The organism is Lentzea fradiae, from assembly GCF_900100955.1.
GTDB classification, from domain to species: domain Bacteria; phylum Actinomycetota; class Actinomycetes; order Mycobacteriales; family Pseudonocardiaceae; genus Lentzea; species Lentzea fradiae.
In genome coordinates this window covers 114,091-141,076 of the sequence record NZ_FNCC01000015.1, presented here as the reverse complement: position 1 = coordinate 141,076, position 26,986 = coordinate 114,091, and the positions used below count along the sequence as shown (strand labels likewise).

General features: G+C 69.4%; 29 protein-coding genes. 14 read left to right on the top strand and 15 right to left on the bottom strand.

All coding sequences use genetic code 11. The features are described 5' to 3' along the window. Positions 1-21 precede the first annotated feature (21 nt). A complete protein-coding gene (locus tag BLT23_RS31555; protein WP_090055860.1) occupies positions 22-1,008 on the bottom strand; it encodes an LLM class flavin-dependent oxidoreductase in 987 nt (328 codons plus the stop codon). Between the two features lie 30 nt (positions 1,009-1,038). Between BLT23_RS31555 and BLT23_RS31550 the strand changes: the two genes are divergently transcribed. From BLT23_RS31550 to BLT23_RS31535, 4 genes are all read left to right on the top strand, one after another. Continuing rightward, positions 1,039-1,308, top strand: a complete 270-nt coding sequence (locus BLT23_RS31550) for a GNAT family N-acetyltransferase (RefSeq protein ID WP_090055857.1) — start codon at positions 1,039-1,041, stop codon at positions 1,306-1,308. A 35-nt stretch (positions 1,309-1,343) separates the two neighbouring features. Further along, positions 1,344-2,333 (top strand): MBL fold metallo-hydrolase, encoded by a 990-nt coding sequence (locus BLT23_RS31545; protein WP_245744384.1) that lies wholly within the window; start codon positions 1,344-1,346, stop codon positions 2,331-2,333. Between the two features lie 626 nt (positions 2,334-2,959). Continuing rightward, positions 2,960-3,649 carry a M15 family metallopeptidase gene (locus BLT23_RS31540; protein ID WP_090055848.1) on the top strand — a complete coding sequence of 230 codons (690 nt, stop codon included), beginning with the start codon at positions 2,960-2,962 and terminating at the stop codon, positions 3,647-3,649. A 263-nt stretch (positions 3,650-3,912) separates the two neighbouring features. Further along, positions 3,913-4,668 (top strand): class I SAM-dependent methyltransferase, encoded by a 756-nt coding sequence (locus tag BLT23_RS31535; RefSeq protein WP_090055844.1) that lies wholly within the window; start codon positions 3,913-3,915, stop codon positions 4,666-4,668. Between the two features lie 151 nt (positions 4,669-4,819). Here the strand turns inward: BLT23_RS31535 and BLT23_RS31530 are convergent, their stop codons facing one another. After that, on the bottom strand, positions 4,820-5,785 hold the full coding sequence (locus BLT23_RS31530; protein WP_090055839.1) for a fructosamine kinase family protein: 966 nt from the start codon (positions 5,783-5,785) through the stop codon (positions 4,820-4,822). Positions 5,786-6,499: 714 nt separating this feature from the next. Between BLT23_RS31530 and BLT23_RS31525 the strand changes: the two genes are divergently transcribed. Genes BLT23_RS31525 through BLT23_RS41870 form a run of 3 tightly spaced genes read left to right on the top strand, consistent with a single transcriptional unit; the run spans position 6,500 to position 7,872 of the window. Further along, complete coding sequence (locus BLT23_RS31525) at positions 6,500-7,225, top strand: lysophospholipid acyltransferase family protein (protein ID WP_245744382.1); 726 nt, start codon at positions 6,500-6,502, stop codon at positions 7,223-7,225. Continuing rightward, the gene (locus tag BLT23_RS41060) at positions 7,222-7,371 is read left to right on the top strand and encodes a hypothetical protein (protein WP_176947001.1); all 150 of its coding nucleotides are present in this window, start codon (positions 7,222-7,224) and stop codon (positions 7,369-7,371) included. Before BLT23_RS31525 ends, BLT23_RS41060 begins: the two co-directional genes overlap by 4 nt. Before the next feature lie 45 nt (positions 7,372-7,416). Continuing rightward, positions 7,417-7,872 carry a ClpX C4-type zinc finger protein gene (locus BLT23_RS41870; protein WP_090055830.1) on the top strand — a complete coding sequence of 152 codons (456 nt, stop codon included), beginning with the start codon at positions 7,417-7,419 and terminating at the stop codon, positions 7,870-7,872. Here BLT23_RS41870 and BLT23_RS31515 read toward each other — a convergent pair. From BLT23_RS31515 to BLT23_RS31505, 3 genes are read right to left on the bottom strand one after another with little or no spacing between them, the layout of a single operon-like run. After that, positions 7,847-8,287 carry a response regulator gene (locus tag BLT23_RS31515; RefSeq protein ID WP_090055827.1) on the bottom strand — a complete coding sequence of 147 codons (441 nt, stop codon included), beginning with the start codon at positions 8,285-8,287 and terminating at the stop codon, positions 7,847-7,849. The genes BLT23_RS41870 and BLT23_RS31515 overlap by 26 nt on opposite strands. Beyond that, entirely contained in the window at positions 8,280-9,800 is a 1,521-nt protein-coding gene (locus BLT23_RS31510) for a sensor histidine kinase (protein ID WP_245744380.1), read from the bottom strand. The genes BLT23_RS31515 and BLT23_RS31510 overlap by 8 nt, the downstream gene beginning before the upstream one ends. Next, positions 9,797-10,942: a PP2C family protein-serine/threonine phosphatase gene (locus tag BLT23_RS31505; protein WP_090055823.1), complete on the bottom strand. Its 1,146-nt coding sequence runs from the start codon at positions 10,940-10,942 to the stop codon at positions 9,797-9,799. The genes BLT23_RS31510 and BLT23_RS31505 overlap by 4 nt, the downstream gene beginning before the upstream one ends. 54 nt (positions 10,943-10,996) lie before the next feature. Between BLT23_RS31505 and BLT23_RS31500 the strand changes: the two genes are divergently transcribed. Then, positions 10,997-11,494, top strand: coding sequence for a GNAT family N-acetyltransferase (locus BLT23_RS31500; RefSeq protein ID WP_425434429.1), 498 nt, complete (start codon positions 10,997-10,999; stop codon positions 11,492-11,494). Here BLT23_RS31500 and BLT23_RS31495 read toward each other — a convergent pair. The 4 genes from BLT23_RS31495 to BLT23_RS31480 all read right to left on the bottom strand — a co-directional run bounded on the left by BLT23_RS31495 (position 11,429) and on the right by BLT23_RS31480 (position 13,714). Continuing rightward, on the bottom strand, positions 11,429-11,899 hold the full coding sequence (locus BLT23_RS31495; RefSeq protein ID WP_090055815.1) for a YkvA family protein: 471 nt from the start codon (positions 11,897-11,899) through the stop codon (positions 11,429-11,431). The two genes, BLT23_RS31500 and BLT23_RS31495, sit on opposite strands and share 66 nt — an antisense overlap. A gap of 10 nt (positions 11,900-11,909) precedes the next feature. Then, positions 11,910-12,320, bottom strand: coding sequence for a hypothetical protein (locus tag BLT23_RS31490; protein WP_090055811.1), 411 nt, complete (start codon positions 12,318-12,320; stop codon positions 11,910-11,912). Positions 12,321-12,404: 84 nt separating this feature from the next. Further along, complete coding sequence (locus BLT23_RS31485; protein WP_090055809.1) at positions 12,405-13,148, bottom strand: anti-sigma factor family protein; 744 nt, start codon at positions 13,146-13,148, stop codon at positions 12,405-12,407. Further along, entirely contained in the window at positions 13,145-13,714 is a 570-nt protein-coding gene (locus BLT23_RS31480; protein WP_090055807.1) for a sigma-70 family RNA polymerase sigma factor, read from the bottom strand. Before BLT23_RS31480 ends, BLT23_RS31485 begins: the two co-directional genes overlap by 4 nt. Positions 13,715-13,828: 114 nt before the next feature. On the opposite strand from BLT23_RS31480, the gene BLT23_RS31475 reads away from it, so the two are divergent. The 4 genes from BLT23_RS31475 (at position 13,829) to BLT23_RS31460 (ending at position 17,572) form a co-directional block, all read left to right on the top strand. Next, positions 13,829-14,425 (top strand): hypothetical protein, encoded by a 597-nt coding sequence (locus BLT23_RS31475; protein ID WP_090055806.1) that lies wholly within the window; start codon positions 13,829-13,831, stop codon positions 14,423-14,425. Between the two features lie 41 nt (positions 14,426-14,466). Next, positions 14,467-15,198 (top strand): DUF4142 domain-containing protein, encoded by a 732-nt coding sequence (locus tag BLT23_RS31470; RefSeq protein ID WP_090055803.1) that lies wholly within the window; start codon positions 14,467-14,469, stop codon positions 15,196-15,198. Between the two features lie 161 nt (positions 15,199-15,359). Beyond that, positions 15,360-16,190, top strand: a complete 831-nt coding sequence (locus tag BLT23_RS31465; RefSeq protein ID WP_245744378.1) for a 4Fe-4S domain-containing protein — start codon at positions 15,360-15,362, stop codon at positions 16,188-16,190. Then, positions 16,187-17,572: an NAD(P)/FAD-dependent oxidoreductase gene (locus tag BLT23_RS31460; RefSeq protein WP_176947000.1), complete on the top strand. Its 1,386-nt coding sequence runs from the start codon at positions 16,187-16,189 to the stop codon at positions 17,570-17,572. Before BLT23_RS31465 ends, BLT23_RS31460 begins: the two co-directional genes overlap by 4 nt. A gap of 258 nt (positions 17,573-17,830) precedes the next feature. Here the strand turns inward: BLT23_RS31460 and BLT23_RS31455 are convergent, their stop codons facing one another. Then, the gene (locus BLT23_RS31455) at positions 17,831-18,775 is read right to left on the bottom strand and encodes a beta-ketoacyl-ACP synthase III (protein WP_090055799.1); all 945 of its coding nucleotides are present in this window, start codon (positions 18,773-18,775) and stop codon (positions 17,831-17,833) included. 83 nt (positions 18,776-18,858) lie between these two features. Between BLT23_RS31455 and BLT23_RS31450 the strand changes: the two genes are divergently transcribed. Next, positions 18,859-19,458, top strand: coding sequence for a TetR/AcrR family transcriptional regulator (locus BLT23_RS31450; protein WP_090055797.1), 600 nt, complete (start codon positions 18,859-18,861; stop codon positions 19,456-19,458). On the opposite strand, the gene BLT23_RS31445 is transcribed toward BLT23_RS31450, so the two are convergent. From BLT23_RS31445 to BLT23_RS31435, 3 genes are all read right to left on the bottom strand, one after another. Beyond that, positions 19,428-20,153, bottom strand: coding sequence for an alpha/beta fold hydrolase (locus BLT23_RS31445; protein ID WP_090055795.1), 726 nt, complete (start codon positions 20,151-20,153; stop codon positions 19,428-19,430). The genes BLT23_RS31450 and BLT23_RS31445 overlap by 31 nt on opposite strands. Next, complete coding sequence (locus BLT23_RS31440; protein WP_090055793.1) at positions 20,150-20,614, bottom strand: hypothetical protein; 465 nt, start codon at positions 20,612-20,614, stop codon at positions 20,150-20,152. The genes BLT23_RS31445 and BLT23_RS31440 overlap by 4 nt, the downstream gene beginning before the upstream one ends. 260 nt (positions 20,615-20,874) lie before the next feature. After that, positions 20,875-21,744, bottom strand: coding sequence for a hypothetical protein (locus BLT23_RS31435; RefSeq protein WP_090055789.1), 870 nt, complete (start codon positions 21,742-21,744; stop codon positions 20,875-20,877). A 346-nt stretch (positions 21,745-22,090) separates the two neighbouring features. Here BLT23_RS31435 and BLT23_RS31430 point away from each other — a divergent pair, with 346 nt between their 5' ends. Continuing rightward, the gene (locus BLT23_RS31430; protein ID WP_143036108.1) at positions 22,091-24,580 is read left to right on the top strand and encodes an AfsR/SARP family transcriptional regulator; all 2,490 of its coding nucleotides are present in this window, start codon (positions 22,091-22,093) and stop codon (positions 24,578-24,580) included. A 19-nt stretch (positions 24,581-24,599) separates the two neighbouring features. Here BLT23_RS31430 and BLT23_RS31425 read toward each other — a convergent pair whose 3' ends face one another. Then, positions 24,600-25,697: a TFIIB-type zinc ribbon-containing protein gene (locus tag BLT23_RS31425; RefSeq protein WP_090055783.1), complete on the bottom strand. Its 1,098-nt coding sequence runs from the start codon at positions 25,695-25,697 to the stop codon at positions 24,600-24,602. Positions 25,698-25,728: 31 nt separating this feature from the next. Then, entirely contained in the window at positions 25,729-26,850 is a 1,122-nt protein-coding gene (locus BLT23_RS31420) for an SPFH domain-containing protein (protein ID WP_090055780.1), read from the bottom strand. Positions 26,851-26,986: the final 136 nt, after the last annotated feature.

Below are 26,986 nucleotides of genomic sequence, written 5' to 3'. Positions count from 1 at the left end.
TAACCCCCGGCAGCATCCGGGTTAAACAAGTTCCGGGAGCACTTCCGCGCCGAACAGCCTGATCGTCTCGATGACCGACTCGTGCGGCATGCCGCCGATGTCGACCATCACGAGGTGGGTGTCGATGGACAGCCGCTCCGCCAGTGCGTTGAGCCGCGTCACCACCTCGTCCGGCGTGCCGCACACCGCGGCGCCGTCCATGATGGCGTCCACGTCGATGTCGCCGTCCCCGCGCCACGGGTCCGCGAACCGCGCGTACTCCGCGAGGTGCGGGCGCCACCGTGCGCGTGCGTCGTCGCGTGCGACGAACACGTGGCTCGGCACGCCGACCCGTCCGCCGGGGAAGGCGTCCCGGTAGCGCTGGACGACCTCGCGGTAGATCGACGGGTCCCGCAGCGTCGACGGCAGCATGAGCGGCATCTCCAGCTCCGCGCCCAGGTCCGCCGACACCGCCGAGCCCGACCCGATCCACACCGCCGGCCGCGGCTTCTGCACCGGCCGTGGCGTCGTCGTCACGTCGCTCAGCTGGCCGCGGAACCGGCCGTCCCAGCTCACCGACGGCTCCTCCAGCAGCTTGAGCAGCAGCCGCAGGTGCTCCTCGAACCGCGCCCGCAGCTCACCCGGCTGCACCCCGAACGCCGCGTCCGTCTGCTGGTCGACGCCGCGCGCCACGATCAGCTCCGCCCGGCCGTCGGACAGCACGTCGAGCGTCGCGAGCGCCTCGGCGACCAGCACCGGGTCGCGGTGGGCCAGCAGCGTCACGCCGGTCGAGAGCTTCAGCGTGGACGTGCGCGCCGCGACGGCCGCCAGCAGCAGCTCCGGCGCCGACACGATGTAGCGGGTGAAGTGGTGCTCGCCGATCGCGACGCCCGCGAAACCCGCCTCCTCGGCCACCACCGCCTGCTCGACCATCGCCCGCAGCCGGTCGGCCTGCGAAACCTCCTCGCCCGTGCACGGGTTGGGCAGGTGGTCGCCCAGGATCAGCAGGTAGACGTCCATGACCGTCATCTTCCCCCGGTACGGGGCATGATGGTTCGCATGGTCACCAACAACGAGGCCGAGAGCCGGTACGAGATCCACGTGGACGGCGCGCTGGCCGGGTTCCTGGAGTACCGGACCGCCGGTGACACGGTCGCCCTGGTGCACACGGAGGTCGGTGACGAGTACGGCGGCCAGGGGCTCGGTGGCAAGCTCGCGAAGTTCGCCCTCGACGACGCTCAGGCACGCGGCGTGAAGGTCTCGCCCACGTGCCCGTTCGTGGCCAAGTACATCGACAAACACCCCGAATACCGTGTTACCGTCCGGTAGATAGTTGCGGGCGCTAACAACACGAGGTGGACCGGGTGTGGAGTGAGCCGGGCGCGTTCGAGGTCGCACCAGGGGTGCACCGGATTCCGCTGCCCTTGCCGAACGACGGCCTGCGCGCGGTCAACGTCTACGCGGTCGAGGACGGCGACGGCCTGGTCATGATCGACTCCGGCTGGGCGCTGGAGGAGGCCAAGGACCAGCTCGAAGCCGCGCTCGGCACCCTGGACAAGGGCTTCGACGACATCCGCCGGTTCCTCGTCACGCACGTCCACCGCGACCACTTCACGATGGCCGTGTCGCTGCGCCGCCTGTTCGGCTCCAAGATCGGCCTCGGCCTCGGCGAGCAGCCCTCGCTGCGGCACATGCTGCACGGCCAGGAGGACCAGCACGTCTCCGACCTGCGCAAGTGGGGTGCCGACGAGCTGGCGGAGGTGTGGGTCAAGATCATGCACCACGCGAACGCCGCCGAGGCCCTGCGCGACTACGAGGAGCCGGACGAGTGGCTCGTCCGCGGCACCGTCGAGCTGGAGCACCGCACGCTGGAGGTCATCCCGACACCCGGCCACACCCGCGGCCACGTCGTGTTCGCCGACCACGCCGCCAAGGTCCTGTTCTCCGGCGACCACGTGCTCCCGCACATCACGCCGTCGATCGGGTTCGAGCCGCTGCGCCCCGAGCTGCCGCTCGGCGACTACCTGACCTCGCTGCGGCTCACCCGCGAGCTGCCCGACCTGCGGCTGCTGCCCGCGCACGGCCCGGTCACCGACAGCTCCCACGCCCGCGTGGACGAGCTGATCCACCACCACGAGCGGCGCCTGGAGGAGATCCACCTGGCCGCGAGCGGCACCGCGTTCGAGACCGCCCGCAAGATCGGCTGGACCCGCCGCCAGCGCCGGTTCGAGGACCTCGACGTGTTCAACCAGGTCCTGGCGGTCGGCGAGACGGCCGCCCACCTGGACGTCCTGGTCGAACGTGGCGAGCTCACCCGGACCGAGAACGGCGGCGTGCTCGAATATTCGCTCTGACACCGGGGCGATCCCTCGGCGGCGCGAGATCGGCGAGGAGATGTCGCTGCCACAACAGGTGTAGTGCAGCGGCAACGGTCGTCGGCCCTGTTCGCGGGCCGGATGCAGCTTGCCGGTCCAGCCGCCCCGCGACCGGCTCAGCCCGTGATCGCCGGGTTCGGTTCCGCCGGTCGGGGTATCGGTCGGCTCGACCTGAAGATCCCTCTTCCGAGCGTCGGCGGCGAAACACGGTCTGCCAGGGTCCGTGGACAGGCGGGATATCGCGTCATCGGATGCGCTCCGAGCATTGCACATTCCGTTGTCGCCGCTGCCGACCGATTAGTTTTCGTTCATCCTGAACAGCCTTGCTATCACACACTGAACTGCATTTGCTGCCCTGCAACGCATCGGCATGAGCGGGCGTATCCGGGGCATCCTGGTTCCTGCGTGTCCGGACGTTTCGGGCAGGGCCGAAACGTCCCGGCGAAGTTGACGTTGTCCGCGCACCGCTGGCAGGGTCGATCCCGAAGACATCTTCGCGCGGCCGGGGTGAACAGTCCGCTGGCGGCCGTGGTCGATGGCTGGTTTCCTGCCTGGCCCGACAGGTGAATTCCGCTCCGTCGTAGCGGGGATCGAGAGGAAGCACTGTGAAGTTGAAAACCAGAGTTTTCACGCTCATCACGCTCACGCTGTCCGTGGTCCTGGTCGGCACCGTGCCTGCGCCCGCCTCCACGGCCCGGACCCTGGAGTTCGCCGCGCCGACCGGCAGCGGCCTCTCGCCCTACGTCGCCGTCATCAAGCCGGTCACCGCGAAGCGGCTCGCCTCCAGCTGGCGCGAAGGCTGTCCCGTCGGACCCGGTCAACTGCGGCTGGTCAGCCTGAACTTCGTCGGTTTCGACGGCGCGGTGCACCGCGGCGAACTGGTCGTCAACGCCGATCTCGCCGTCGAGGTCGCCCGCGTCTTCGCCGACCTCTACTTCGGCCGGTTCCCCATCCAGCGGATGGAGACCGTCGAGAAGTACGACTCCGACGACGACGCGTCGATGGCGGCGAACAACACCTCGGCGTTCAACTGCCGGCCGATCACGGGCGGCACCGCCTGGTCCAACCACTCCTACGGGCGGGCCATCGACATCAACCCCGTCCAGAACCCGTACATCTCCCGCAGCGGCGCGGTCTACCCGCCCAACGGCGCGCCCTACGTCGACCGCACCCGGAAGGTATCCGGCATGATCCACGCGGGCGACGCCACCGAGCAGGCGTTCACCACGCGCGGCTGGACCTGGGGCGGCTTCTGGGACACGCCGATCGACTACCAGCACTTCGAGAAGCCCTGACACCCGGCCAAGGACCGGTCCCAGGCGCCACGACGGCCTCCAGGACCGGCTCTCGTGGTGTGGCGGCTCGGAACGTATCGGTGTGCGTGGGTGCACCACCGGCTCGACCCCAACATTCGATCGTCGGTACGAGCGAGCTCAAGGAACGTGACCAGCGGCAGGAGCGGACGGGCCTCCCTCAGCGAAAACCATTGGTGAACCGACTTACCCCGCTGATGTACTGATGTGCGACGTGAGTGAGCCACGTGGCGGAGGTAGTAGTTGTGGCGGGTTATGACGCGCTTGCCGAGGTGTACGAGTGGCTCATTTCCGATGCGAAGCTGACTCCGGCCGAGTTCGCTGCTTCGTTCGATGACGTCCTCAGTCTCCTGCCGTCGAACGCTCACGTCCTCGATTGTTCGTGCGGGACCGGACAGTTGGCGGTTGGCCTCGCCGGTCTTGGCATCCGGGTTGTGGCAACTGATGCCAGCGAAGCGATGGTTCGTCGGACTGCGGAGTTGTCTGACGAGCTCGGCACATCTGTCCGGACAGTGCGGGCGGACTGGGAAGAGTTGCCCGACCATTTCGATGATGACACCTTTGACATGGTGTTCTGCGTTGGCAACTCGCTGCACCATGCCGTGGGCGCGCGAGGCAGAGTTGCTGCTCTGGAGTCGATGTCACGGCTTCTGCGCCGTGGCGGACGCTTGGTGCTCACCTCCCGCACGTGGGAACTTGTGAGAGCCAGAGGTTCCCGACTGGACATCAGTGACCGCCTCGTCCGCCGGAACGGTCGCGATGCCGTGGTGGTCTACCGCTGGGACATTGCGCCGAACTGGGAGGACGAGCACCACATCGAGATCGCGGTTGCGCAAGTTGATGCGGCTGGGTCGGTTCTTGCGCGCTCGGAACTGCTGTCGAGCTGGCCCTACCGGTATGAAGAACTCGAAGCCGAGTTGCGCCGGGTCGGACTTCGGACGGAAATGAGCACGTTCAACCCTGAGGCCGAGAACTACATGGTGGTGGCGGCCAAAGTGTAGAAATCGGGCTCAGCTACCCCTCATCCGGGACTTCGCCGTCAGGCTCCTGAAGAGGCGAGAAGACGATATGAGTCGGTTGACCTCCGGAAGCGCTCTGCCGCGATCGAGGTTGTCGGCATCCGGGTGAAGATGGTCGAGCAGGGGCGGTTCACTACGGGCAATGACGGCCATCGACGCATGCGCGAGGCAGGGCGCCGCCGCTTGGACGGGGTGTGGGCGGTCGAGGGAGTCGCACCGGAGCCGTCCCAGTCCGGAACGGCCTGAGAACGGCTCGAACCTGGTCCGCCGCGCCCCAGTCGTGGTCGAACATGGCGATGAGGGCGAGGCTTTGGCGCAGCTGGATCAGGGGCATCCGGGTTCGCCAGTCGTCGTCCAGGCCGGTCAGTTCGGCGTACACGGAGAAGAACCGCTTCGCCTCCGGCGGGTGCGGCGAGCACCACAGGTGGGCCAGGTCGACCTCGGCCCAGGTGTAGGAGACGGCCGGGTCGATCACCGCGGGCCTGCCGTCGGTGGTGGCGAGGACGTTCTGCGCCCACAGGTCGCCGTGGGTCAGGCAGGCCGGGTTCGCCGGCAGCAGGTCGGGCAGCCGCTCGCAGAGCCGCTCCAAGGCCCGCCGGTCCCGTTCGTCCAGCGCCGCCCTGACCCGCCACTCCGGCAACCAGCGCAGCAGGCGGTTCTGCGCGAAGAACTCGTGCCCGTCGGCGGTCCACGTGTTCACCTGCTGGTAGCGGCCGAGCCAGTTGTCGCGCTCCCAGCCGAACCGGTCGTGCACCGTGGACGTGTGCAGCCGGGCGAGTGCGTGGGCGAGCTGTTCCCAGTACGCCTCTTCCGCCGGTCGGTCGCGCAGGACCGACAGCACCAGCAGGTCCGGCGTCGCGAGGACGACCTCGGGCGTGACGAACCCGCCGCGGTCCCGAAGAGCGTGCAGTCCTTCCGCCTCGGCTGCGAAGAGGTCGTGTGCGGGCACCTCGGCGAACGACTTGACGAACAACCGGGTGCCGTCGCGCCGGACGGCGATGCCCGCGACCGCGGCGAGCCCGCCCTCGACCGGCTCCACGGCCGTGACGTCGACCAGCCCCGCGGCGTGCAGGCGATGCAGCAGCAGGGAGGTGGTCACCGGGCTGCCGGCTTCGCGGAGATCGGTTCGAGCTGCACAATGAGATCGGACAGCGCGTCGTACGGCGAAGTGGCCAGATCGTCGGTGAGCCTCGACGCTGTCCGAAGACAGACCCACGAACTCGTGGCACGCATGTCGTTGCACACCCCCGTCTCCACGCACGTCGGCAGATGACGCGCCCGGTGCTGATCGCGACAGCCCTGCTCTCACGCTACTGGCGATGACCCCGGCTTACCCGTGAGACGCGGCGTTGGCGCTCGCCCTCGCCACTGCTCCACGCAACCTCGGTCGGGCTGCTGTCGGGTGTGCTGGTGAACCCCGTCCCCAGCGGCGGGGGTCTTTGAGCCGTCAGTCGCGTTGAATCGGGCTCGGACGCGTTGGTGATCATCGTGGTTGTATCGATGTTCTCCGTGGTGGCGACGCAGATTCTCACCGGTGGAGCCGAATGGAAGGCGACGCTCGGTCTTCTGGTTCCAACCACACCTTTCGGTATCTTGGTGCTCGGCGTGGACGTGGCATCGACCAGGCGGTACGTCATTCGAGCGGACTTGGTTCTCGCTGGCGCAATTCCGTTGCGGGCCAAAAGGTCCAAGAGCATCAGCGCGCGATGTATCCCGCGTTGCCTGATCGCTCGTTGTTGCGGCTCCGAACATGACTTCCTGTGTTCAGACGAATACGGGACAAATCCTGGGGTCGGGTGCTGGAATGGTCGGCGTGACACCGCTGGAGCTCGCCGCCTGGACCTGGAAGATGCCCCGCAGGGGCCGGGGGTTCTGGTTCTCGCTCGCCATCGACGTGCTGTGGCCCTTCGTGGTGCTGTTCGTACGGCTGCGCGTGCGCGGCCGGCAGCACGTTCCCGGCAACGGCGGCGTGGTGCTCGCGTTCAACCACCTGTCCAACACCGACCCGATCGCGGCCGTGGTGTTCGCGCTGATGTCGAACCGGGTGCCGCGCGTCCTCGCCAAGGCGTCCCTGTGGCGCGTGCCGGTCGTGAACCGGGTGATGCGCTCCGGTGGCCACATCCCGGTCGAGCGGGGCACGGTGAAGGCCGCCGAGGCGCTCAGGCCCGCCGTGGAGGCGCTGGAGGCCGGTAAGTGCGTCATGGCGTTCCCGGAGGGGACCTTCACCTCCGACCCGGACGGCTGGCCGATGAAGGGCAAGACCGGGGTCGCGCGGATGGCGCTCGCGGCCGGGGTGCCCGTCGTGCCGGTGGCCGTGTGGGGCACCCAGGACGTGCTGCCCCAGGGCTCGGTCCTGCTGCGGCTGCTGCCGCGCAAACGGGTCGACGTCGTGGCGGGCGCACCGGTCGACCTGTCGGACCTCCAGGGCCGCGAGCTGACCGCCGAGGTGCTGGACGAGGCCACCGGACGGGTCATGGACGCCATCACGACGATGCTCGCGGGCATACGTTCGGGACGAGCGGGTAGCCGAAGTGCATGACTGCGCCAGAGGAAGTCGAGTCGCGCAAGGCGGTCCGTCCCGGTGGGACGGGCATGTGGGCTCCCGTCGTCCCCGACCCGCGTGAACACCAGGAGTGGGTCGTGCAGGCGGACGACGACCCGTTGATCGTGCGCAGCGTCGACTGAGCAACTGTCTAGACGCACTAGACGCGTCTAGCTAGCCTAGACGCCATGACACTCGACGAGGAGTTGCTGGCCGCGGCACGCCGGGCGGGCACGGCGTCAGCCGCTGCCCAGGACAAGGCCGACGTCGCCAAGGCCGTCTACCACCACGCCGTGCTGCGGCTGCACCGCGCAGGCGGCTCGATGCGCGAGATCGCCGACGCGCTCAAGATGAGCCACCAGCGCGTTCACCAGATCGTGGAACAGTCCAAGCGCGTCGAGCGCTGCTGGTTCTGCGCCCGTGCCGCCGACCAGGTCGGCAAGCTGATGGCGGGACCGGCCGCCCTGATCTGCGACCTCTGCGTCGCCTCCGCCGAGGTCGGTGAGGTCGGCGACTGCTCGTTCTGCGGCGAGACGAAGCCGGTGCACCACGGCGCCGAAGCCCGGATCTGCCGGAAGTGCCTGGACTTCAGCGCCGCCGTGATCACCGAGGCGACCGTCAGCGAGGCAGCTTCACCACGGTGACGAAGAAGTCGTCGATCTGGCGCACGACGTCGATGAACCTGTCGAAGTCGACCGGCTTGGTGACGTACGCGTTCGCGTAGAGGCTGTAGCTGCGCAGGATGTCCTCCTCCGCCTCCGACGTCGTCAGCACGACGACCGGGATCGACCGCAGCTCCGCGTCGGCCTTGACCTCGCTCAGCACCTCGCGGCCGTCCTTGCGGGGCAGGTTGAGGTCCAGCAGGATCAGGCCCGGCCTCGGCGCGTTCGCGTACTGACCCTCGCGGCGCAGGAACTCGAGCGCCTCCACGCCGTCCTTCACCACGTGCAGCGTGTTGCGGATCTTGTGGTGCTCGAACGCCTCCTGGGTCATCAGGGCGTCGCCGGGGTCGTCCTCGACCAGCAGGACGTCGATCACGTTCAGCGGTGACTCAGGCATGTGCTTCCTCAGCTTCTGCGACGAGCTCGGGTACCACGGGCAGGGTGAACTCGAAACTCGTGCCGGAGTCCACGTCGGTCCTCAGCCAGATCGAGCCGCCGTGGTACTCGACGATCTTCCGGCACATCGCCAGTCCGATGCCCGTGCCCGGATAGGCGTCCTTCGGGTGCAGGCGCTGGAAGATGACGAAGATCCGGTCAGCGTACTCCGGCTCGATCCCGATGCCGTTGTCCCGCACGGAGAACTTCCACATCTCGCCGTCACGCTGGACGTCGACGGTGATCACCGGCGTGTCGGGGCCGGTGAACTTCAGCGCGTTGCTGATCAGGTTCTGGAACACGGCGCTGAGCAGCGACGCCTCGCCCCGCACCGGGGGCAGGTCCGCGATTCGCAGGTCGGCGCCCGTCTCCTCGACGCGGTCGGAGTAGCTGTCCACGACCTGGCGCACGACCTCGTTCAGGTCGACGACGGTCTGCTCGCGGGTCAGCCTGCCGACGCGGGAGAACGCCAGCAGGTCGTTGATCAGCACCTGCATCCGCTTCGCGCCGTCCACCGCGAAGCCGATGTACTGGTCGGCGCGGTCGTCGAGCTGGCCGCCGTAGCGGCGTTGCAGCAGCTGGCAGAACGACGCGACCTTGCGCAGCGGCTCCTGCAGGTCGTGCGAGGCGACGTAGGCGAACTGTTCCAGCTCGGCGTTGGACCGCTGCAGCTCCGTCTTGGCCGCGTCGAGCGTCTCCAGCTCGTGCACGATCCGGCGGCGCATCGCGTCCACGTCCTCGCCGAGCATGACCGTCTCGCGGGGCCCGCCGACGTCGATCGGGTGGGTGAAGTCGCCCTCGGCGACCTGCCGGGTGTGGGCCGCCAGGTCCGCGAGCGGCGCGACGAGCATCCGGTACAGCAGGAACGACAGCCCGCCGATCACCGCGACGAGCAGCACGCCCATGCCGATGACGAGCCACAGGACGACACCGGCCGCGTGCGCGAGGTCATCGCGCGCGGCGCGGCTCAGCTCGCCGATGTCGGTCTGCAACGCCGCCACCTCGACCCGGACCTGGTCGAAGATCTCCTTGCCGCGGTCGAGGTCCTGCGCGGAGGACAGCGCGGGCCCGGAGAGGCGGATGCTCGCGATCGTCGGCTCGGCGTACTGGCCGCGCCACTGCAACGCCAGCTGCTCGATGCGGCTCACCCGGCCGTTGACGTCGCCGACCAGGTCGCGCACCGTCTGCGCGGCCTCCACCTCGGTCTTGCGGCCCTCCACGTACGGCGTGAGGAAGCTGTCCTCGCCGGTCAGCACGAACCCGCGCAGACCGGTCTCCTCGTCGAGCAGCGCGCGGTTGAGGTCCTTAGCGGTGCGCCCGGCGGGTTCGACCTGGTCGACCGACCGCTCGCGCGCCGAGCCCAGCCCGTCGAGGGCGATCACGGTCGACGCGATCACCGCCGCCGTCATCACGAGCAGGACCATCACGATGGCGGCGAGCAGGCGGCCCGCGGAGAGCCTCTGCGGCAGTGTCACTTTCCGTCCTTCAACAGCAGGATGGCCACGTCGTCGTCGAGCGGCCCGCCGTTGAGCTCCGTCACCTCTGCGATGACCGAGTCCACCCAGTCGGGGCCGGTCCGCAGGTGTCTGTCCAGGATCTCGCACAGCCGCTCGACGCCGAGCCGGTCGGTGTCGTCGGGCACCCGGCCCTCGATCAGGCCGTCGGTGTAGCAGGCGAGCGACCAGCCGGCCGGGAGCGGCACGTCGACACCGGTCCAGCCGTAGTCGGGCAGCACGCCGAGCGGGACGCCGATCTTGGACTGGGGCAGGTCGACGATCTGGCCGCCCGCCATCAGCAACGGCTCGGGGTGCCCGGCCAGGAAGTAGCGCGCCGACCGCCGGTCGGGCGCGACCGTCACCATGCACGCCGTGGTGAAGATGCCCTCGCCGTGCCGTTCCGCGACCAGCACCTGGTCGAGCGTGCGCAGCACCTTCTCGGCGGGCTCACCGGCCAGCACCAGGGCGCGCCACGCGATGCGCAGGCAGACGCCGAGCGCGGCCTCGTCGGGGCCGTGCCCGCACACGTCGCCGATGATGGCGTGCACCGTGCCGTCCGGCATGCCGACCGCGTCGTAGAAGTCGCCGCCGAGCAGCATGCGCTGCCCGCCGGGCTGGTAGCGGACGTCGAGGCCCACGTCGGAGTTCTGCAGCAGCGCGGGCGGCAGCAGGCCGCGTTCGAGGCGGGACCGCTCCGCGGCGATCAGCTCGGCCTCCCGCAGCAGGCGCTGGGCGTCCTCGGCGCGGCGCCGTTCGACCGCGTACCGCACGGCGCGCAGCAGCAGGTCGCCGTCGACCTGGCCCTTGATCAGGTAGTCCTCCGCGCCGGCGGCGACGGCGTCGATGCCCTCGCGTTCGTCGTCGAGACCCGTCAGGACGAGCACGGCGGGCACGTGGGGCTTCTTGAGCAGTCGGTGCAGGCCGTCGAGGCCCTGGGAGTCGGGGAGGCCGAGGTCGAGCAGGACGCACTGGGCGTCCGTCAGCAGCTCCTCCGCCTCGGCGAGCGTGCGTGCGCGAGACAGCACGAAGGGCGCGCTCGCTTCTTCGAGCAGCGCCTCGACGAGCACGGCGTCTCCATCGTCGTCCTCCACCAGGAGGACGCGCACGGTCTTCGTTCGCATCAGGGCTGAACTTTAACGTCATCCGGCTGCGGGGTCCGTGCGCGACCTACCAGGATGGTGGGTGTGTTGATCCGTCTCGCCCAACCAGCCGAACTGACATACCTCCAGGAGATCGAAGTCGCGTCCGGGGAACCGTTCCGCGACTTGGGCATGCCGGAGATAGCCGACGACGCCCCGATGTCCCTCGACGACCTGGCAGAACACGAGGTCTGGGTGGCCATCGGCGCCGAAGGAGTGCCCGTCGCGTTCATCGCGGTGGGGGACGTCGACGGCGCCACGCACGTCCACCAGGTCTGCGTGCACCCCTCCCACGCCCGCCAGGGGATCGGCGCCGCTCTCATCGAGCACGTGACCCGCGGCGACCGTCCAGTGACGTTGACCACGTTCCTCGGCGTGCCGTGGAACGCGCCCTACTACGAGCGGCTGGGCTTCCAGGCCGTGACCGACCCGTCGCCCGGTCTCGCCGGGATCATCCGCGAGGAGACCTCACGGGGACTCGATCCCGCGCGCAGGGTCGCGATGGTCCTTCTCCCAGCGCAGGTACGCGCCTGAGGTGAGGGACAGGCTGCTCAGCAGCCACACGAGGACGCCCGCGTCGTCGGTCACACCGATCACCGGCAACAGCTCGGGGACCAGGTCGATCGGCGACACGAGGTAGACCAGCGCCACCGCCCACAGCACCACCTGGCTGCGCGGCAGCTCGGGGTACCGGCCGCCGCGCCACGCCTTGAACAGCCGCGGCAGCGCCTTCGCGCGCTGGATCGGGTTGCCGATGGGGCCGGGACCGCCCTGAGCGCGCTTGCGGCGGTTGCGCAGCACACCGAGGACCACGAACACCAGGCCGAGCGGGATCATCACCCACCCGGCGACCGCGGGGCTCAGCCCGCCCAGCGGAGCGTCGCGGACGAGCAGGATCATCAGCCCGGACAGGGAGATGAGCGATCCGAAGACGACCATCCGGTGCTCCTTAGCCAGGTTCCTGGAACAGCATCGTCGGGACGGCTCTGGGCGGCTGCCGCGGTTCCTGCGGCTCCGGCTCCCGCAGCTCGATCACCGGTTCCGGCTCCTCGGCGGGAACCTCCTTGGCGACCGGCTTGCGCGCGGTCTTCACCGGGGCGGCGACGGGCTGGTCGAGCGCGGCGCGCGCCTTCGAGATCCAGACCTTCTGCATCGCCTCGTCCTTGCTGCCGGCCGCCGTGGCGGCCAGTCCGGAAAGGACACCGCGGACGCGGGGGACCAGCGCGGGATGACGCCGAACCGCCTGCCACACCGCGTGATCACCCGGTAGCCGGGCGGACACGAGCTGCTTGACCTGCGCGCGCAGCTCCTCTGTGGACAGATCGAGCCACCGCTCGACCGCGGACGGGCCTATCGCCACGTAACCATCCTCCCCGAATGCGACAACTGCCCCCACAGGATCTCACGGATCCGGTGGGGGCAGTGGGCTGGTACCGGGAAAACCTCAGGAGGCGACGGCCTCGAGGAGGGTCTTGCCGTTCTCGTCGACGATCCGGAAGGTCGCGATCTCGTCCCAGCGCATGGCGACGTTCGCCTGGAGCCGGACGGTCTTCGAGTCGCCCGCCACCTTCTCGGGTGCGTACCAGGAGGTGACCTGCGCGACGCGGCCGGCGCGTCCCACGGCGACGAGCGATCCCCTGCCGGGGCCGGACATGCCGCTGACCTCGATGTCCATCGAGGTGCCCCAGGGCTCGTCCGACGCGGTGATCTTCGTGAAGACACCGCTGTTCGGGTCCTGCTGCTGCACCTTCAGCGCGGAGTCGCTCCGGTTGTTCGCCACGGGGGTCTGCGACGTCGCGGTGCCGGAGCTCTGCGGCGCGGCCTGGTTGGAACCGTCCTCGCTGTTGCGCACGACGAGCGTGGTCGCCAGCACCGTCACCGCCACGATGCCGGCGGCGGCGGCCGCGACACCCTGGGCGACGAACCAGCGCCTGCGCTTGCGGCGGGCGGAGACGGCGTCGAGCATGACCCGGACCGACTTGCCGTCCGGGCGTTCCGGGGCAGTCCCGCGCAGCATCCCGCCGGCGTCGGCCTCGTCGATGAGGTCCGGCACCACCGCGAAGTCGCGCAGGTCAAGAGCACACCGCCGACACTCGGTCAGGTGGTTCTCGAACGCCTCCACCTCATCGGCATCGAGGATGCCGAGCACGTAGGCGGCGACGTCGAGGTGATCTGGTGCCGTTGTCACCGCGTCTCTCCCCGTTCGTGCAACGCACGCCGCAACGCACGCAGCGCGTAGTACACCCTCGACTTGACCGTGCCCGGTGGCACACCCAGTGCCGCCGCGGCCTCACCGACGGTGCGGTCCCGCAGATATGTCTCGAGAATAGCCTCCCTGTGTTCCTCCGAGAGACCGTTCATCGCCTCCGCCACGACGATCGCAGCGAGGGTGCGATCCTCTTCACTTCCCGAAGGCGACTCGTCCGAAGGGGTCAGCTCGAACTCCTGCGGACGGACGCTCCTCTTGCGCCTGTCGTCGATGACCAACCGCCTTGCCACCGTGAACAACCACGACCGCAAGAGCACGGGGTCACGCTCGAGCTTCTCGGCGTTGCGCCATGCCCTGACCAGAGTCTCCTGCACGATGTCCTCGGCCCACTGTCGGTCGTGGCCCGTCAACCTCATGCAGTGTCCCAGCAGGGCACTGCCGAATTCCTCGTACAGCCGGCGGATCAGCTCTTCCTCGAGCGATCCCGGTCTTGGTGATTGTTCGTCTAACTCGCGTTGACGTCTGTGCCGCGCCACGGGGGACATCCTTGCCCCATCAACCGTCTCAAGTCGAGAGGCAAATATTCCTCACGAACTTCGTGAACCGTTGCCGGATCGTGTCCGTACTCCTCGGTACCCAAGCCGAGAAAGGACCAGCCGATGCGACGTGGACAGGCCATCACCGCCCTGGCGGCACTGGCTCTCAGCCTCACGGCGTGCGGCGGCACCCAGACCCCTCCCGGTGGGGAGGCGACGGACGGCTTGCGGGCGCAGCCCGCCGACCTGAGCGACACGAACATGTACTTCATCTCGCACACCGACCAGGTCGGATGGTTCGTCACCGACGCGGACGGCCTGCCGCTGTACCGGTTCGACAGGGACACCCCCAAACCGTCCAAGTCCAACTGCGAGGGCGAGTGCGCCCAGCAGTGGAAGCCGGTGCTCGCGGACAAGGCGCCGATGGCGACCGGGGTGGACCCGATCTCCATGGGCGTGCTGACCAGGCCGGACGGCACCAAGCAGCTGACCATCGCCGGATGGCCGCAGTACACCTACGCCGAGGACAAGGGCGCCGGTGACATGAAGGGTCAGGGCAAGGGCGGAGTGTGGTGGGTCACCGCACCCAACGGCGCCAAGATCACCGGCGGCAAGGCCCAGAACAACAGCAGGAGCACCACCACGCCGGGCACGTCCTCCGGCTCCGGCACGAGGCAGACGCCGCAGTCCGCCTCGCCGTCCGGCACACCCGGCTACTGAGAAGAACCGTCGCAGGACCGGAATCCCCCTACCGACCTCCCTTGAACAACGAGGACATCAAGACGATGACCAGAGCCCTCGCCACCGTCTTGGCGATGTTGTTCCTCTTCGCCGGCACCGCGCCCGCCGCGGCGCAGCCCCCGGACACCGGCGGAGTCCAGGACACCCCCTCGGGTCCGCTGACCGCGAACGACCGCGATCTGCTGGTGAAGGTGCGCCAGGCGGGCCTGTGGGAGATGCCGATGGGTGAGCTCACCGCCACCAAGGCGTCGAACGAACGGGTCAAGCAGATCGGCAAGATGATCATGCTCGACCACATGATGCTGGACACGGCGACGAAGAAGGCCGCCGCCCAGCTGGGAGTGTCCATCCCGGACGTGCCGAACCCGGCGCAGCAGTCCTGGATGGAGGAGATCAACGCGCTCGAGGGAGACGCGTTCGACCAGGCGTTCGTGGCACGGCTGCGCGCCGCCCACGGTCAGGTCTTCATGTTCATCGCCAAGGTGCGTTCGCAGACCCGCAACGACGTGATCCGCCCGTTCGCGCAGGCCGGCATCGACGTGGTGATGAAGCACATGACGTTGCTGGAGAGCACGGGGATCGCGGGCGACTCGTCGTTCGCCGAACCGGTGCCCGCCGGCGGCATCATCAACGCGACCCTGGCCTCCGACGAGGGGCCGAACATGTGGGTGACCATCTCGGTCACCGCCGCGGGAGCCGTCCTCACCGTGCTCCTGCTCCGAGTTCTCCGCCCGCGACGACCGGTGCGGTGATTTCCGACAGACCCGTTGCACGACGGGAAACGGAGGTGGTGTCCCAAGGTCAGAGGCACTCCAACGCGGACCTGTTCCCACCCGCCCGGCCCTGAAGTGTCCACTCCTGCACCCAGGGGGCCGGGCGGGTTCCCGCGAGAAAGTTCTTTCCGGAGGAAGAGTTGCTGTCGAGCCAGATTCCGCTCCTGGTGGCCCAGGCGTCCGAGTTCGACTCGGGCGTCAAGAAGATGGCCCAGATCTCCGCCAGGCTGGCTTACGTCCTGATGTGCGCCACCTTGTCCTGGGGTGTGCTGATCGCGACCGGGTGGGCCGAGAAGCTCACCGGGCGCGAGGGTTTGAAGAACGGGCACATGGTGCTCGCCTCACTGGCGATCGCGTTCGGCTGCATCCACGCGTTCGCCTTCACGTTGATCCAGACCGGTACCTTCAGCTTCGTCAAGCTCGTCCTGCCGTTCGTCGACGGCGGCCTGTTCCGGCACGCGCTCGGCATCCTCGGGCTCGAGGTCATGCTCGCGATCGCCGTGTTCGCCTCGATGCGGCACAAAGTCTTCTACCGCAAGTGGTTGCGGTTCCACCAGACGGCGTACATCGCGGTGGGCATCACCGTGGTGCACTCCTGGTTCGGCGCCATCGCCAACGGAAACCTGGCGGTGCTCTGGCTCGCCGGGCTGACCGTCCTCGTCCCGACCGCCACCCTGGCGCTCGCCAGGTTCCTCCCGCCCGAGGTGCTGGTGCGCATCGGGATGCTCGACCCCGAGCGCGGCCAGGAACCCGGTGTCGGCGAGGGCGACGCGATGGACGTGAGCGTCAACAACGAGAAGTGCCACCGCTACGGCACCTGCCAGGCGGAGGCACCGGACGTGTTCAAGCTGATCGAGGACAACCGCCTGACCTACAACCGCCGGCCGCCGCAGGAGCACTTCGCTCAGGCTCGGCAGGCAGCCCGCGCGTGCCCGATGCGCGCGATCGAGATCAGGGAGCGAGTGAAGTGAGCGAACGGATCGTGGTCGTCGGCGGCGGACTCGGAGGAGTCCGTTCCGCGGAACGGCTGCGGGAGATGGGTTTCGACGGGCAGATCACCATCCTGTCCGCCGAGAGGCATCTCCCCTACCACCGCCCGGCCTTGTCGAAGCAGCTCATCACGGGCGAATGGCACCCGGACGACTCCCTGCTGTCGTTCTCGGGTGACCTCGACGCCGAGTGGCGGCTCAACTCCCCGGCCCTGCACCTGGACCCGAAGCTCCAGTCGGTCTGGGTGCCCGGCGGCGAGGAGATCAAGTACGACGGCCTGATCATCGCCACCGGCGTCGACGCCAGGGCGATGGGCGGGGCGCCGCGCCACGACCCGCGCGTGCACGTGCTGCGCACGCTGGACGACGCGATCGCGATCCGCAAGAACATCCGGCAGTCGCAGGGCCTCGTCGCCGTCATCGGCGGCGGGTTCATCGGCTGCGAGCTCGCCTGCTCCGTCCGGCACATGGGCCGCGACGTGGCGCTGATCGTGCGCTCGCCCGCGCTGCTCGGCGGCGTGGTCGGCGACGACATCGGCAAGAAGATCACCGAGGCGCACATCCACCACGGTGTCCGCCTCGCCACCGGAGTCGGCATCAAGCACTGGGTGCGCCAGCCCGGCGGCATCGGCATCCACCTCTCCGACGGCCAGGTGTTCTTCGCCTCGTGCGTCGTGCTGGCCGTCGGCGCCTCCCCGGCCGTCGACTGGCTGCGCGGCTCCGGCCTGATCATCGAGGACGGCGTGCTCTGCGACGCGACCAACCACGTGGTGGGCGCGGAGAACATCGTCGCCTGCGGCGACGTGGCCCGCTGGCCGAACATGCGCTTCAACGGCGTCGTCCGCCGCGTCGAGCACTGGCTCAACGCGGTCGAGGGAGGCCGTGCCGCCGCCGAGAACCTGCTGGTGGGCCGCACCCACGCCAAGCCCTACACGCCGGTGCCGAGGTTCTGGACCGAGCAGTACGGCATGCGCGTGCAGGGTGCGGGCCTTCCCGTGCTCGGCACCGACACCACCGACGTCAACGGCCTGACGGGCTTCATCAAGGACGGCAAGCTCGTCGGCATCGTCGGCCTGGAGTCGCCCGGCAAGATCATCACCGAGACCCCGGAACTGTTCCGGCAGAACACGGTGGACCTGGACCGTTCCGTGTGGACCCAGCCGGAGGCGACCCCGGCCGCCCCCGCGGCGGCACCGGAACCCCCGGCCACCACCAAGATCCCGGCACCCGAACCGGTCGCCGCCCGCGCAGCATCCGTTCCCCCGTCGGTCTCGTCGTCGATGTCCCCGCCTTTGCAGCGGCGGAGGCACTCGCGTTCGAGGCCGGAGATGGTGCGAGTGGGCGGAGGACGCGCGAGGCCATAACCAGGTTTGGAAGGACGGCCCGCCGGCACAGGGCAAGCGGGGACGGCGAACTCCGACGTCGCTCGCGTGGCCAGGTGGCGGACCTGCGACGTCACGCGGACGATGCGCTCGTCCCCGCGTCGGCGGGTGTCCTTCCTTCTCGTGCGTCACCGGCGGTGTGGCGGCTCGGTGGGCTCCCGAGCCGCCACACCGGCCTTGTGTTCGAAGGCTCGTCCGGCGATGCGCAGCGAGCCGTACCTCCGTGCCCGGCAGCGCGGGTCACGGGGTCGTGATCACCTGGCCTGCCCAGGACAAGCCGCCGCCGAAGGCGAAAAGAAGGACGGGGGCGCCGGAAGGAAGCTCCCCCCGTTCCACCATCTTCGACAAGGCGAGGGGAACCGAGGCGGCGGAGGTGTTGCCGGACACCGCGACGTCCCGGGCGATGACCACGTCGTCGCTGAGCTTCAGCTTGCGGGTCATGGCCTCGACGATGCGCAGGTTGGCCTGGTGCGTGACGATGCCCGCCAGGTCGGTCGTGGCGATACCCGCTCGTTCGCAGGCTTGCGCGGCCACCGCGGGGAGCTCGCTGGTGGCCCAGCGGAAGACTGCCTGGCCCTCCTGGGCGAAGCGCGGCTGCCACTGGTCGACGAGGCGGACGGCGTTGCCCCTGGACGGGTCGGAGCCCCAGGCCACGGGCGAGATTCCGGGGGTGTCGGAGGCGCTGATGATCGCGGCGCCCGCGCCGTCGCCCAGCAGGATGCAGGAGGAGCGGTCGGTCCAGTCGACCAGGTCCGACATCTTCTCGGCGCCGATGACGAGCGCGTGCTGTGCGGCGCCCGCGCGCAGGGTGTGGTCGGCGGTGGCGAGGGCGGTGCAGAAGCCGGCGCAGGCGTTGTTCAGGTCGAAGCAGACCGGGGCCGGGAGGGACAGGCGGGCTGCCACCTGGGCGGCGATCGACGGGCTGCGGTCGATCGCGGAGCAGGTCGCGACGATGACCTGGCCGATGTCGGACGGGGCCAGGCCGGAGGCGGCCAGTGCCTTCTCGGCCGCGGCGGAGGCCATGTCGGTGACCGACTCCGTCTCCGCGGCGATGCGGCGGGTCGAGATGCCGGTGCGTTGCAGGATCCACTCGTCGTTGGTGTCGACCAGCTTCTCGAGGTCGGCGTTGGTCAGCACGCGCTCAGGCTGGTGGTGGCCCAGCGCGACGACACGGGATCCGGACAAGGTGCGCTCCATTCTGGGGGTGGACGGCGCGCCGAATATAGCAACCGATCGGTCGGTAGCTAAAGGGGTCGTAGACTGGGGGCATGAGCCCGCGCCGATCCGTCGCCGACACGCTGGAGACCCGGCAGCGCATCCTCGACCACAGCCTCGCCATCGCGTCCGCCGAAGGGCTGGAGGGGCTGACCATCGGGCGCCTCGCGGGCGAGCTCGGGATGAGCAAGGCCGGGTTGCTGGGGCACTTCGGGACCAAGGAGGCGCTGCAGCTCGCGGTCGTCGACCAGGCGGCGGAGGTGTTCCTGCGCGAGGTGCCGCGCAAGGTCAAGCAGATGCCGTCCGGGCTCACGCGGCTGAAGTCGGTCTGCGAGGCGTGGGTGTCCTACCTGGAGCGCAACGTGCTGCCCGGCGGGTGCTTCTTCACCGCGGCGACGGCCGAGTTCGACGGGCGGAGCGGGCCGGTGCGGGACGCCTTGGCGGGCATGAACGCGTTGTGGCGCAGGGACTTGCGGATCCACATCCGCAGGGCGGTCAACGACGACGAGCTGCCGGGGGACACCGACGTCGACCAGCTCGTCTACGAGATCCTCGGGGTCATGCTGGCGCTCAACCACTTCCTGCAGCTGGAGAAGGACCCCGAGGCGCCCCGCAGGGCCCGTCAGGCGCTGAAGAGGTTGTTCACGAAGTGACTCACGACCCCGGCCAGCTCGGCCGGGCGTTCGACGACCATGCCGTGCGTCGCGTCGAGCTCGTGGACCCGCACGTTCGGGCAGACGACCGGCAAGTCGCGGCGCAGCCCCGCGCGGTGGGCGTCCATCAGGGGGGCCAGGTCCGGCGGAACCGGTAGGTTCCTCGTCGCCAGCACCAGCAGGAACGGGCTGGTCACCTGCGCGAAGACCGGGAGCGCGTCGAGAAACTCCGGCGCGGTCCGCAACGCCGTGAGGATCGAGCGGTCCGGACGGGTGATCGTCTCCAGCTGCGCGGTGAAGATCGCGTTCAGCCGGGTCGGAAGCTCTTCGTCTTCGAGTCCTTCGTAGAGCGAGAGGTGCGTGGCGGCGGACCGGTGTCCGTCCAGACTCACCGCGGCGGGACACGTGGGGTGCCGGAGCGCCCAGAGAGCGGCGAGCACGCCACCGAGCGAATGCCCGACCACCACGGGATCGGCGAGTCCGAAGTGGACGGCCGTCTCGTCGAGGTCGTCCAGCACCGCCTCCCAGCCCCACGGCCCGTCGGGCGACCGGCCGTGCCCACGCAGGTCGACCGCCACCGCCCGGCCGTTCAGGTGCGGCGCAAACGCTTCCCACGCCGCCGAGTCGCCGCCGAGACCGTGCAGGAGCAGGAACGGCCGGCCCTCCGAACCGAACTCACGGGCCGCGAGCTTCACCGTTGTCTCCTCAGGTCGAGGCGGGCGCGGATCGAGTCGACCGTCACGCCGCCCTCGGGGTGGCGCGTCAGCTTCTTGCGGGTGACCAGGTCGTGCACGCCCTGCCGGGTGATGCCGAGCATCGCGCCGGCCACGCCGAAGGACACGAACTCCTTGCCGGGATGCCCGATGCGCCGCGCGGCGACGCGCCCCAGCGGGGTCGCCCACCACTCGTCCGGCGGGTCGAACGGCGTGTCGCCGGGGTGCAGGACGGCGATCAGGCGGACGGCGGTCTGCCTGGCCAGCGCGTCGTCCCCGCCGAGCAGCTGCGCCGCCCACATCTCGGCGTCGGCCTCGACCGACCGGTGCAGGCCCGCCAGATCCGCTTGCGGCAGAAGGATTTCCAGTGGGTCGAGCAACCTGCTGGTCACAAGCCGGACCAGGTCGTCGCGCAGGTCCACGTGTTCGGAGGTGGTCGCCACTTGACGGACGATAGCAAGTACTTGATGGCTTGTGTCAAGCACTCGTTCGTGATGACGGATTCGATAGCGAGGCGGTGGTTGATCTACGATCCTGCCGGGCGTCCCGTGGGGGCGCCCGGCTCATTGTCGCCGGTTTTCCTTTGTGTTCACACGAATCGGCGGCGTGCGCCCTCGCTCGATTCGATGCGGAGTGGAATGATTTCCGGATTTGGTGGAGAGGGCGGTTCTGGAGGAGCGGACGACAAGTGAGGCCTCCCGCCTTACTTGATGTCCAGCTTCATGCCCACTCGTGCGCCGGTGGCCACGCCATCGGCCACGAGGTGGATCTCTTCGCATCCGTTGCTGTTCCTGCGTCGCTGGATGGAATGGCTCGCTGTTCCGGACCTCAGGCCCACCCCGTCCCAGTAGCCGCTGCAACCGGGTGGCAGGACGACCGTGTACTCCAGGTGCTCCGGACCCGGCGAGAACTTCTTGACGAACTCCTCCGGCGAGCCCTGCACGAACGGCAGGCACTTCGCCGGGAAAACGAACTCGGCCACCAGGCTGATCTCCGTGTCCCGCAGCGCGGGCTCGCTCAGGTGCACGGTCACCTTCAGCCGGCCCCTGCTGAGCCAGCAGGTCGTCACGTCGAAGCGGGTCCCGCCCCCGTCGCTCTCCAACTCCACGCTCCGGACGTGGACCTCCGTCTTGCGCCGGTACCTCTCCGGCCACTCCCAGTGCGGACCTTCCCAGAACGTGAGGAAGTCGAGCGCGTCGCAGTCGGGAACGGCGGTGAAAGTGATCCGGTCGCGGGTGTCGCCGTTGGGATCGATCGTCACGACCTGGCGCCAGTCGGTGATCCGCCAGGTGAAGTCGCAGCGTTCGTGCAGCAGGTCGCAGTACCGGCGCAGGAGCCGCCGGTCGAGTTCGGTGCGGCGGCGCCATTCCAGTTTGTTCGCGACGAGCAACACGAACAGCCCGAGGATCGCCACGACCACCGCGACAACGGCGGCGGCGCGGACACCGGCTTGGCCCAGCAGCGCGCTGAGAATCCCGCCCACGGCGAGAACGCCGAGCAGCCCTTCCGCGATGCCGATCACGCCGGTGTTGAGGACATAGGACTGCAGGGCCTCCACCGTGGAGGCCAGCATTGTGGACGACCCCTGTTTCGCCTGCTTCCGGCGGGTTCTGCGTACGCTCGCTCCGAACGTCATCGGCTACATCCTCAAGACCCCCTTGGCGGGTGCACCCGCTGCTGAAGCGGACGATACGTCCGGAGCGAGGGCTCGCCACGAGGTTCACACCAACGGAGAGGGTGGGGCTGCTCCGGATCAGTGAAGCCATCCCGGCGCGACCGTTTCGCCGTTAGGATTTTCGCCTCTGTGGTTCAGGTCTCAGCTGAACGGCGTAGTTCACGCCGGGACGGGAGCCGGTCCCGGTTGTCGAACGCGCGTCACGGCACGTGTTCGGCGTGTGCCCGGTGGCTACGATCGAAGTGTGGAGTTCCGGGTGCTCGGGCCGGTGGAGTGCTGTGGCGACGACGGCGTGCGCCTGAGCCTCGGGCCGCCCAAGCAGCGGGCCGTCCTCGCGCTGCTGCTGGCCCAGCCGGGACGGGTCGTGCCGGTCGAGCGGATGGTCAGCGTGCTCTGGGACGACGCGCCGCCCAAGACGGCGCACAAGAACCTGCAGGTGTACGTCTACCAGCTGCGCAAGATCGTCGGATCGCGGTTGCAGTCGCGCTCGCCCGGTTACCTGATGTCGGTCGACCCCGAGGAGCTTGACCTCACCCGGTTCACGGCGTTGCTCGACGTCGCTCGCCGCGAGCGCACGCCGCAGCGGTACCGGGAGGCGCTCGCGTTGTGGCGTGGGCCCGCGTTGGCCGACCTTGCGGCGTCCGGGCTGTTGCGCGGGGTCGTGGCGCGGCTGGAGGACCTGCGGGTGGCGGCACGGGCCGAGTGCGCCGAGGCGGAGCTCGACCTGGGGCGGCACGCCGAGATCATCGCGGACCTCGCCGAGTGGGCGCGGGAGCATCCGTTGCACGAACGGCTGCGCGAGCAGCAGGTTCTCGCGTTGCACCGGGCTGGGCGGTCTGCCGAGGCGCTCGCCGCTTACGAGGAGTGCCGACAGCTGCTGCACGACGAGCTGGGTGTTGAGCCGGGGGAGTCGTTGCAGCGGTTGCGGGCCGAGATCCTGCGTGCGAAACCCGTGGGGGCCGCGGCGTTGCCGCCGGGCGTCGGTGCCTTCGTCGGGCGGTCGCGTGAGCTTGCCGTGGTCATGGCGCAGGCGCGGCAGGACGGGGTGGCGGTGTGCGTGGTCACCGGACCGGCGGGGGCCGGGAAGGCGGCGCTCGCGGTCAGGGCCGCCCACGAGATGGCGCCGGGGTTCCCCGACGGGCTGCTGCACGCGGATCTGTCCGACGGGGCCTCCGACCGCGTGCTCAGCCGGTTCCTGCGCGCGCTGGGGGAGCGGCCCGGTGACGAGGAGGCGTTGCGGTACCGGTCCGCCGCGGCGTCGCGCAGGTTGCTGGTGGTGCTGACGAACGTCGCGACGGCGGCGCAGGTCCGGCGTCTGCTGCCGACCGGGCCGGGCTCGGTCGTGCTGATCACCTCACGTCGTCCGCTCACCTCGTTGCCCGGAGCGGCGCACGTGCCGCTGGGCGCGCTGCCGGTGCGGGAGGCCGCCGGGCTGCTGGAGGGGATCGCCGGAGAAGTCGGCGATGTGGCGGAGCTGGTGCGGCGCTGCGGGGGTCTGCCGCTCGCGTTGCGGGTCGCGGGTGGTCTGCTCACAGATCCACAGTGGACGCCGCGACGACTGGCCGCTCGGCTGAGCGGGGACGTCGGCGTCTTCGACGTCGCGTACGGCGAGCTGCGATCTCCTGCCGTGGCCGGGGTTTTCCGGCTGCTCGGTCTCGTGGACGGGCCGGACGTCGCGCTCCCGGCGGTGCGGGCGCTGACGGACGTGCCCGACGTCGAGGAGCTGCTCGCCGAGCTGGTCGCCGCACGTCTCGTCGAGGAACCGGTGCCGGGCCGGTACGCCCTGCACGACCAGCTGCGGCTGTTCGCCCGCGAGCGGTGTCGCACCTCCGAGTCGCCGGAGGAACGGTCGCTGGCGTTGGAACGTCTCCACAAGCACTACCTGGAAGCGTTGGCGGACAACCCTTCCGACCTGTGGCTCGCCCAGGAGCGCGACAACCTGCTCGCCGCCGCGCACCAGGCGTCGCCGGCCGACGCCATCGCGTTCGCGGCAGGGCTCTCCTGGTACTTCCGCCGTCGCTCGGAGGTGGCGGACTGGGTCGAGCTCAACACCCTCGCCCTCGAAGCGGCCAGGTCGCTGGGTGACGTTCGTGCGGAAGCACTGGCGTTGAAGGAGCTCGGCGCGGCGTGCGAACGGGGTTTCCGGTTCGTCGAGGCCGAGCGGCACTGGACGGCGGCGCTCGAACTGGCCCGTGCGTTGCACGACCGCCGGATGGAAGCCGTGACGCTCAACAACCTCGGCATCGTGCACTGGCGCCGCCGCGACCTGCCCGTCGCGGTGGCGTCGCTGGAAGCGTCACTGGCGGTGCGCGAGGAGTTGGACGACGCGCAAGGCGCCGCGTACGTGCGCACGAACCTGGGCCTGGTGCACGCGGCACAGGGCGATCTGGAGACCGCGCTGGCGTGCTACGAACGCACCCTGACGACGTTCCGGTCGTGCGGGGACAGGCCGGGGGAGCTGCACGCGCTGGCGAACACGGCCGATGCCTTGCGGCGGCTCGGTTTCCTCGACCGTGCCCTGGACCTGGTGGAGGAGGCGCTGCCGCTCGCGCGGTCGGTGGGGGACCGGCAGATCGAGGCCGGGCTGCTCCTCGACCGCGGCATCGTGCACGAGCTGGCGGGCCGCACGGCCGAGGCGAAGGACTCGTGCGCGGAGGCGGCCCGGCTGTCGCGGCGCATCGGGTTCCGCTGGGGTGAGCAGGAGGCCGTCCGGCGCCTGGCCGGTCTCGGCTGAGCCGCCGAGACCGGCCGGGTCAGGCTCCGTTGCGGGACATGAGGTAGCCGATCGTCACGATCAGCACCAGCGCGAGCAGCACCGCGGCGGCGATCTTGGCCTTGCTCCACGGACGTTCGCCGTGGATCTCGCCGGTGCGGCCGTTGACGCGCACCTGCCAGCTCTTGCCCGCGTAGATGTACGTCGCGACCCAGACCGGCAGCAGCATCAGCTTGAACGTGACGTTGTTGTGCCTGGTGGCGACCGTGTCCACCCGCTGCACGTCGCCGCCGATGTCGGTGCGGCAGTCGTTCTCGATGACCGGCGCCATCCGCTTCTTCGCCTCCTCGAACCCGCTCTCGGGTTCGAGGTCGTAGCGCAGCGCGAAGTGCCCGGCGAGGTACTGCTGCTGGTACGGGACGGCGTCCGGCAGCGGCCACGGCTGGAGCTTGTCCAGCACCGGCACCGGCAGCTGCGCCGTGGCGGGCACCAGCACGTCGTCGAAGTCCCTGGCCACCCGTCCGCGCGTGGGGTACCACCGCGTGTGCCGGACCTGACGGGTCTTGGTCTCGCCGTCCTGCTGGTAGGTCTCGGTGACGTAGTAGTACTCGCCGCGCGCACCGTTGTAGTCCGAGACCGTCTGCGAGTCGTACGTCCAGTGCGGGATGTACGTGCTCTTCGTCGACTCGGCCGTGGTGACCTTCTTCAACGCGGAAGGCGCGAACCACCGCGACGACGCCCACTTCTTCAGATGCTCGGACGCCGCACCGCGGTCGAACGCGAACGGCAGCACGCCCTCGGGCACGAGCTGACCGGACGCGTTCGGGTCGATCACGAGCGGTGAGCCGCAGAACTGGCACAGGCTCGCCGTCTCGTTCGTCTCCGTCCGCGCGGCGCAACGCTGGCACACGAAGACGTACTTGCCGATCGAGCCGACCGGCTTGCGGTCGAGGCCGGAGAGCTCGCTGAACAGCAGCTCGCGGATCGTGCGGTCGCCCACCGCGATCTCCTGCCGGTGCCCGCAGTACGGGCATTGCAGCGCGGTGGTGCCGGGGGCGAACTCCAGCCGCGCGCCACAGCCACCGCACGGGTAGGTGGTGTTCGCGACGTCGCCCTGCGAGAAACCTGGTTCGGACATGTGGGGACCCCTGGGAGGCGTTCGAACCGGCTCAGACCTGCGGCAGCGGCGGCGGGGCCGAGCCGAACAGCGCCGAGACCTCCGGCACCTGGCCCGCGGCGGTCCACTCGGACATGCCCGCCTTCCACACCAGCGTGTCCCTGGTCAGCGTGCCCGCCGAGACCTGCCCGCCGAGCGCCGCGCGGTCGAACGGGCCGAGCTGCTGTCCGTTCGCGCCGATGAACCACTGCTCGCCCTGGGGCAGCGGCGGGGGACCGGCCTGCTGCTGCGCCGGGGCGGGGGCCTGCTGCTGGGCCTGCTGCTGGGCGTTCTGCTGCACGGCGCGCTGACCGAGCGCCATGCCGAGCCCGATGCCCATGCCGTCGCCGACGGTGCCCTGGTTCGCCGCCGCGGTCTCGATCGCGTTGGCGGTCTGGAACTGCGTGTACTGGTCGAGGTTGCCGAGCACGCCCATCTGGGTGCGCTTGTCCATCGCGGCCTCGACCTCCGGCGGGACCGAGATGTTCTCGATGACGAACTTCGAGATCTCGATGCCGACCTGGCGCAGCTCGAGGTTGAGCGCGTTGGCGATCTTGCCGGAGATCGCGTCCTGCTGGGTGACGAGGTCGAGCATGGGCACGCCGGCGGCCGCGATCGACGGGCCGAGCTTGCCGATGACCATCGTGCGCAGGTAGTCCGACACCTCCTCGGTGCGGAAGTGCGGGTCGGTGCCGGCGAGCTCCTTGAGCAGCGCGACGGGCTCGATCACGCGGATCGCGTAGCCGCCGAACGCGCGCACCCGGACCATGCCGAACTCGGGGTCGCGCAGGATGATCGGGTTCTGCGTGCCCCACTTGAGGTCGGTGAACTGCCGGGTGTTGACGAAGTACACCTCGGCCTTGAACGGGGAGTTGAAGCCGTACTTCCAGCCCTTGATCGTGGACAGGATCGGCACGTTCTGCGTCGACAGCGTGTACATGCCGGGCGGGAAGGCGTCGGCGACCTGTCCCTCGTTCACGAAGACGGCGGCTTGGGACTCCCTGACCGTGAGCTTCGCGCCCATCTTGATCTCGTTCTCGTAACGAGGGAAGCGCCACACGATGGTGTCCCGGCTGTCATCGGTCCACTCGATGATGTCGATGAACTCGCCGCGGATCTTGTCGAAGATGCCCACGGGACAATCTATGCCACAAAATCTCTACACTCGATCTACAAAACGCGGCTACCAGCGAAAACCACCCCATCGAGTGACTCACCTGCGGGTGAGCTGAAGATCACGGTTCAACCGGCGTGTCGCGGTCGATCCCAGG

Excerpts from the sequence above, each read along its gene's own strand:
- BLT23_RS31555 (WP_090055860.1), bottom strand. The coding sequence starts at position 1,008 with ATGACGGTCATGGACGTCTACCTGCTGATCCTGGGCGACCACCTGCCC.
- BLT23_RS31550 (WP_090055857.1), top strand. The coding sequence starts at position 1,039 with ATGGTCACCAACAACGAGGCCGAGAGCCGGTACGAGATCCACGTGGAC.
- BLT23_RS41060 (WP_176947001.1), top strand. The coding sequence starts at position 7,222 with ATGACTGCGCCAGAGGAAGTCGAGTCGCGCAAGGCGGTCCGTCCCGGT.
- BLT23_RS41870 (WP_090055830.1), top strand. The coding sequence starts at position 7,417 with ATGACACTCGACGAGGAGTTGCTGGCCGCGGCACGCCGGGCGGGCACG.
- BLT23_RS31515 (WP_090055827.1), bottom strand. The coding sequence starts at position 8,287 with ATGCCTGAGTCACCGCTGAACGTGATCGACGTCCTGCTGGTCGAGGAC.
- BLT23_RS31505 (WP_090055823.1), bottom strand. The coding sequence starts at position 10,942 with ATGCGAACGAAGACCGTGCGCGTCCTCCTGGTGGAGGACGACGATGGA.
- BLT23_RS31500 (WP_425434429.1), top strand. The coding sequence starts at position 10,997 with ATGGTGGGTGTGTTGATCCGTCTCGCCCAACCAGCCGAACTGACATAC.
- BLT23_RS31495 (WP_090055815.1), bottom strand. The coding sequence starts at position 11,899 with ATGGTCGTCTTCGGATCGCTCATCTCCCTGTCCGGGCTGATGATCCTG.
- BLT23_RS31480 (WP_090055807.1), bottom strand. The coding sequence starts at position 13,714 with ATGTCCCCCGTGGCGCGGCACAGACGTCAACGCGAGTTAGACGAACAA.
- BLT23_RS31475 (WP_090055806.1), top strand. The coding sequence starts at position 13,829 with ATGCGACGTGGACAGGCCATCACCGCCCTGGCGGCACTGGCTCTCAGC.
- BLT23_RS31450 (WP_090055797.1), top strand. The coding sequence starts at position 18,859 with ATGAGCCCGCGCCGATCCGTCGCCGACACGCTGGAGACCCGGCAGCGC.
- BLT23_RS31435 (WP_090055789.1), bottom strand. The coding sequence starts at position 21,744 with ATGCTGGCCTCCACGGTGGAGGCCCTGCAGTCCTATGTCCTCAACACC.
- BLT23_RS31425 (WP_090055783.1), bottom strand. The coding sequence starts at position 25,697 with ATGTCCGAACCAGGTTTCTCGCAGGGCGACGTCGCGAACACCACCTAC.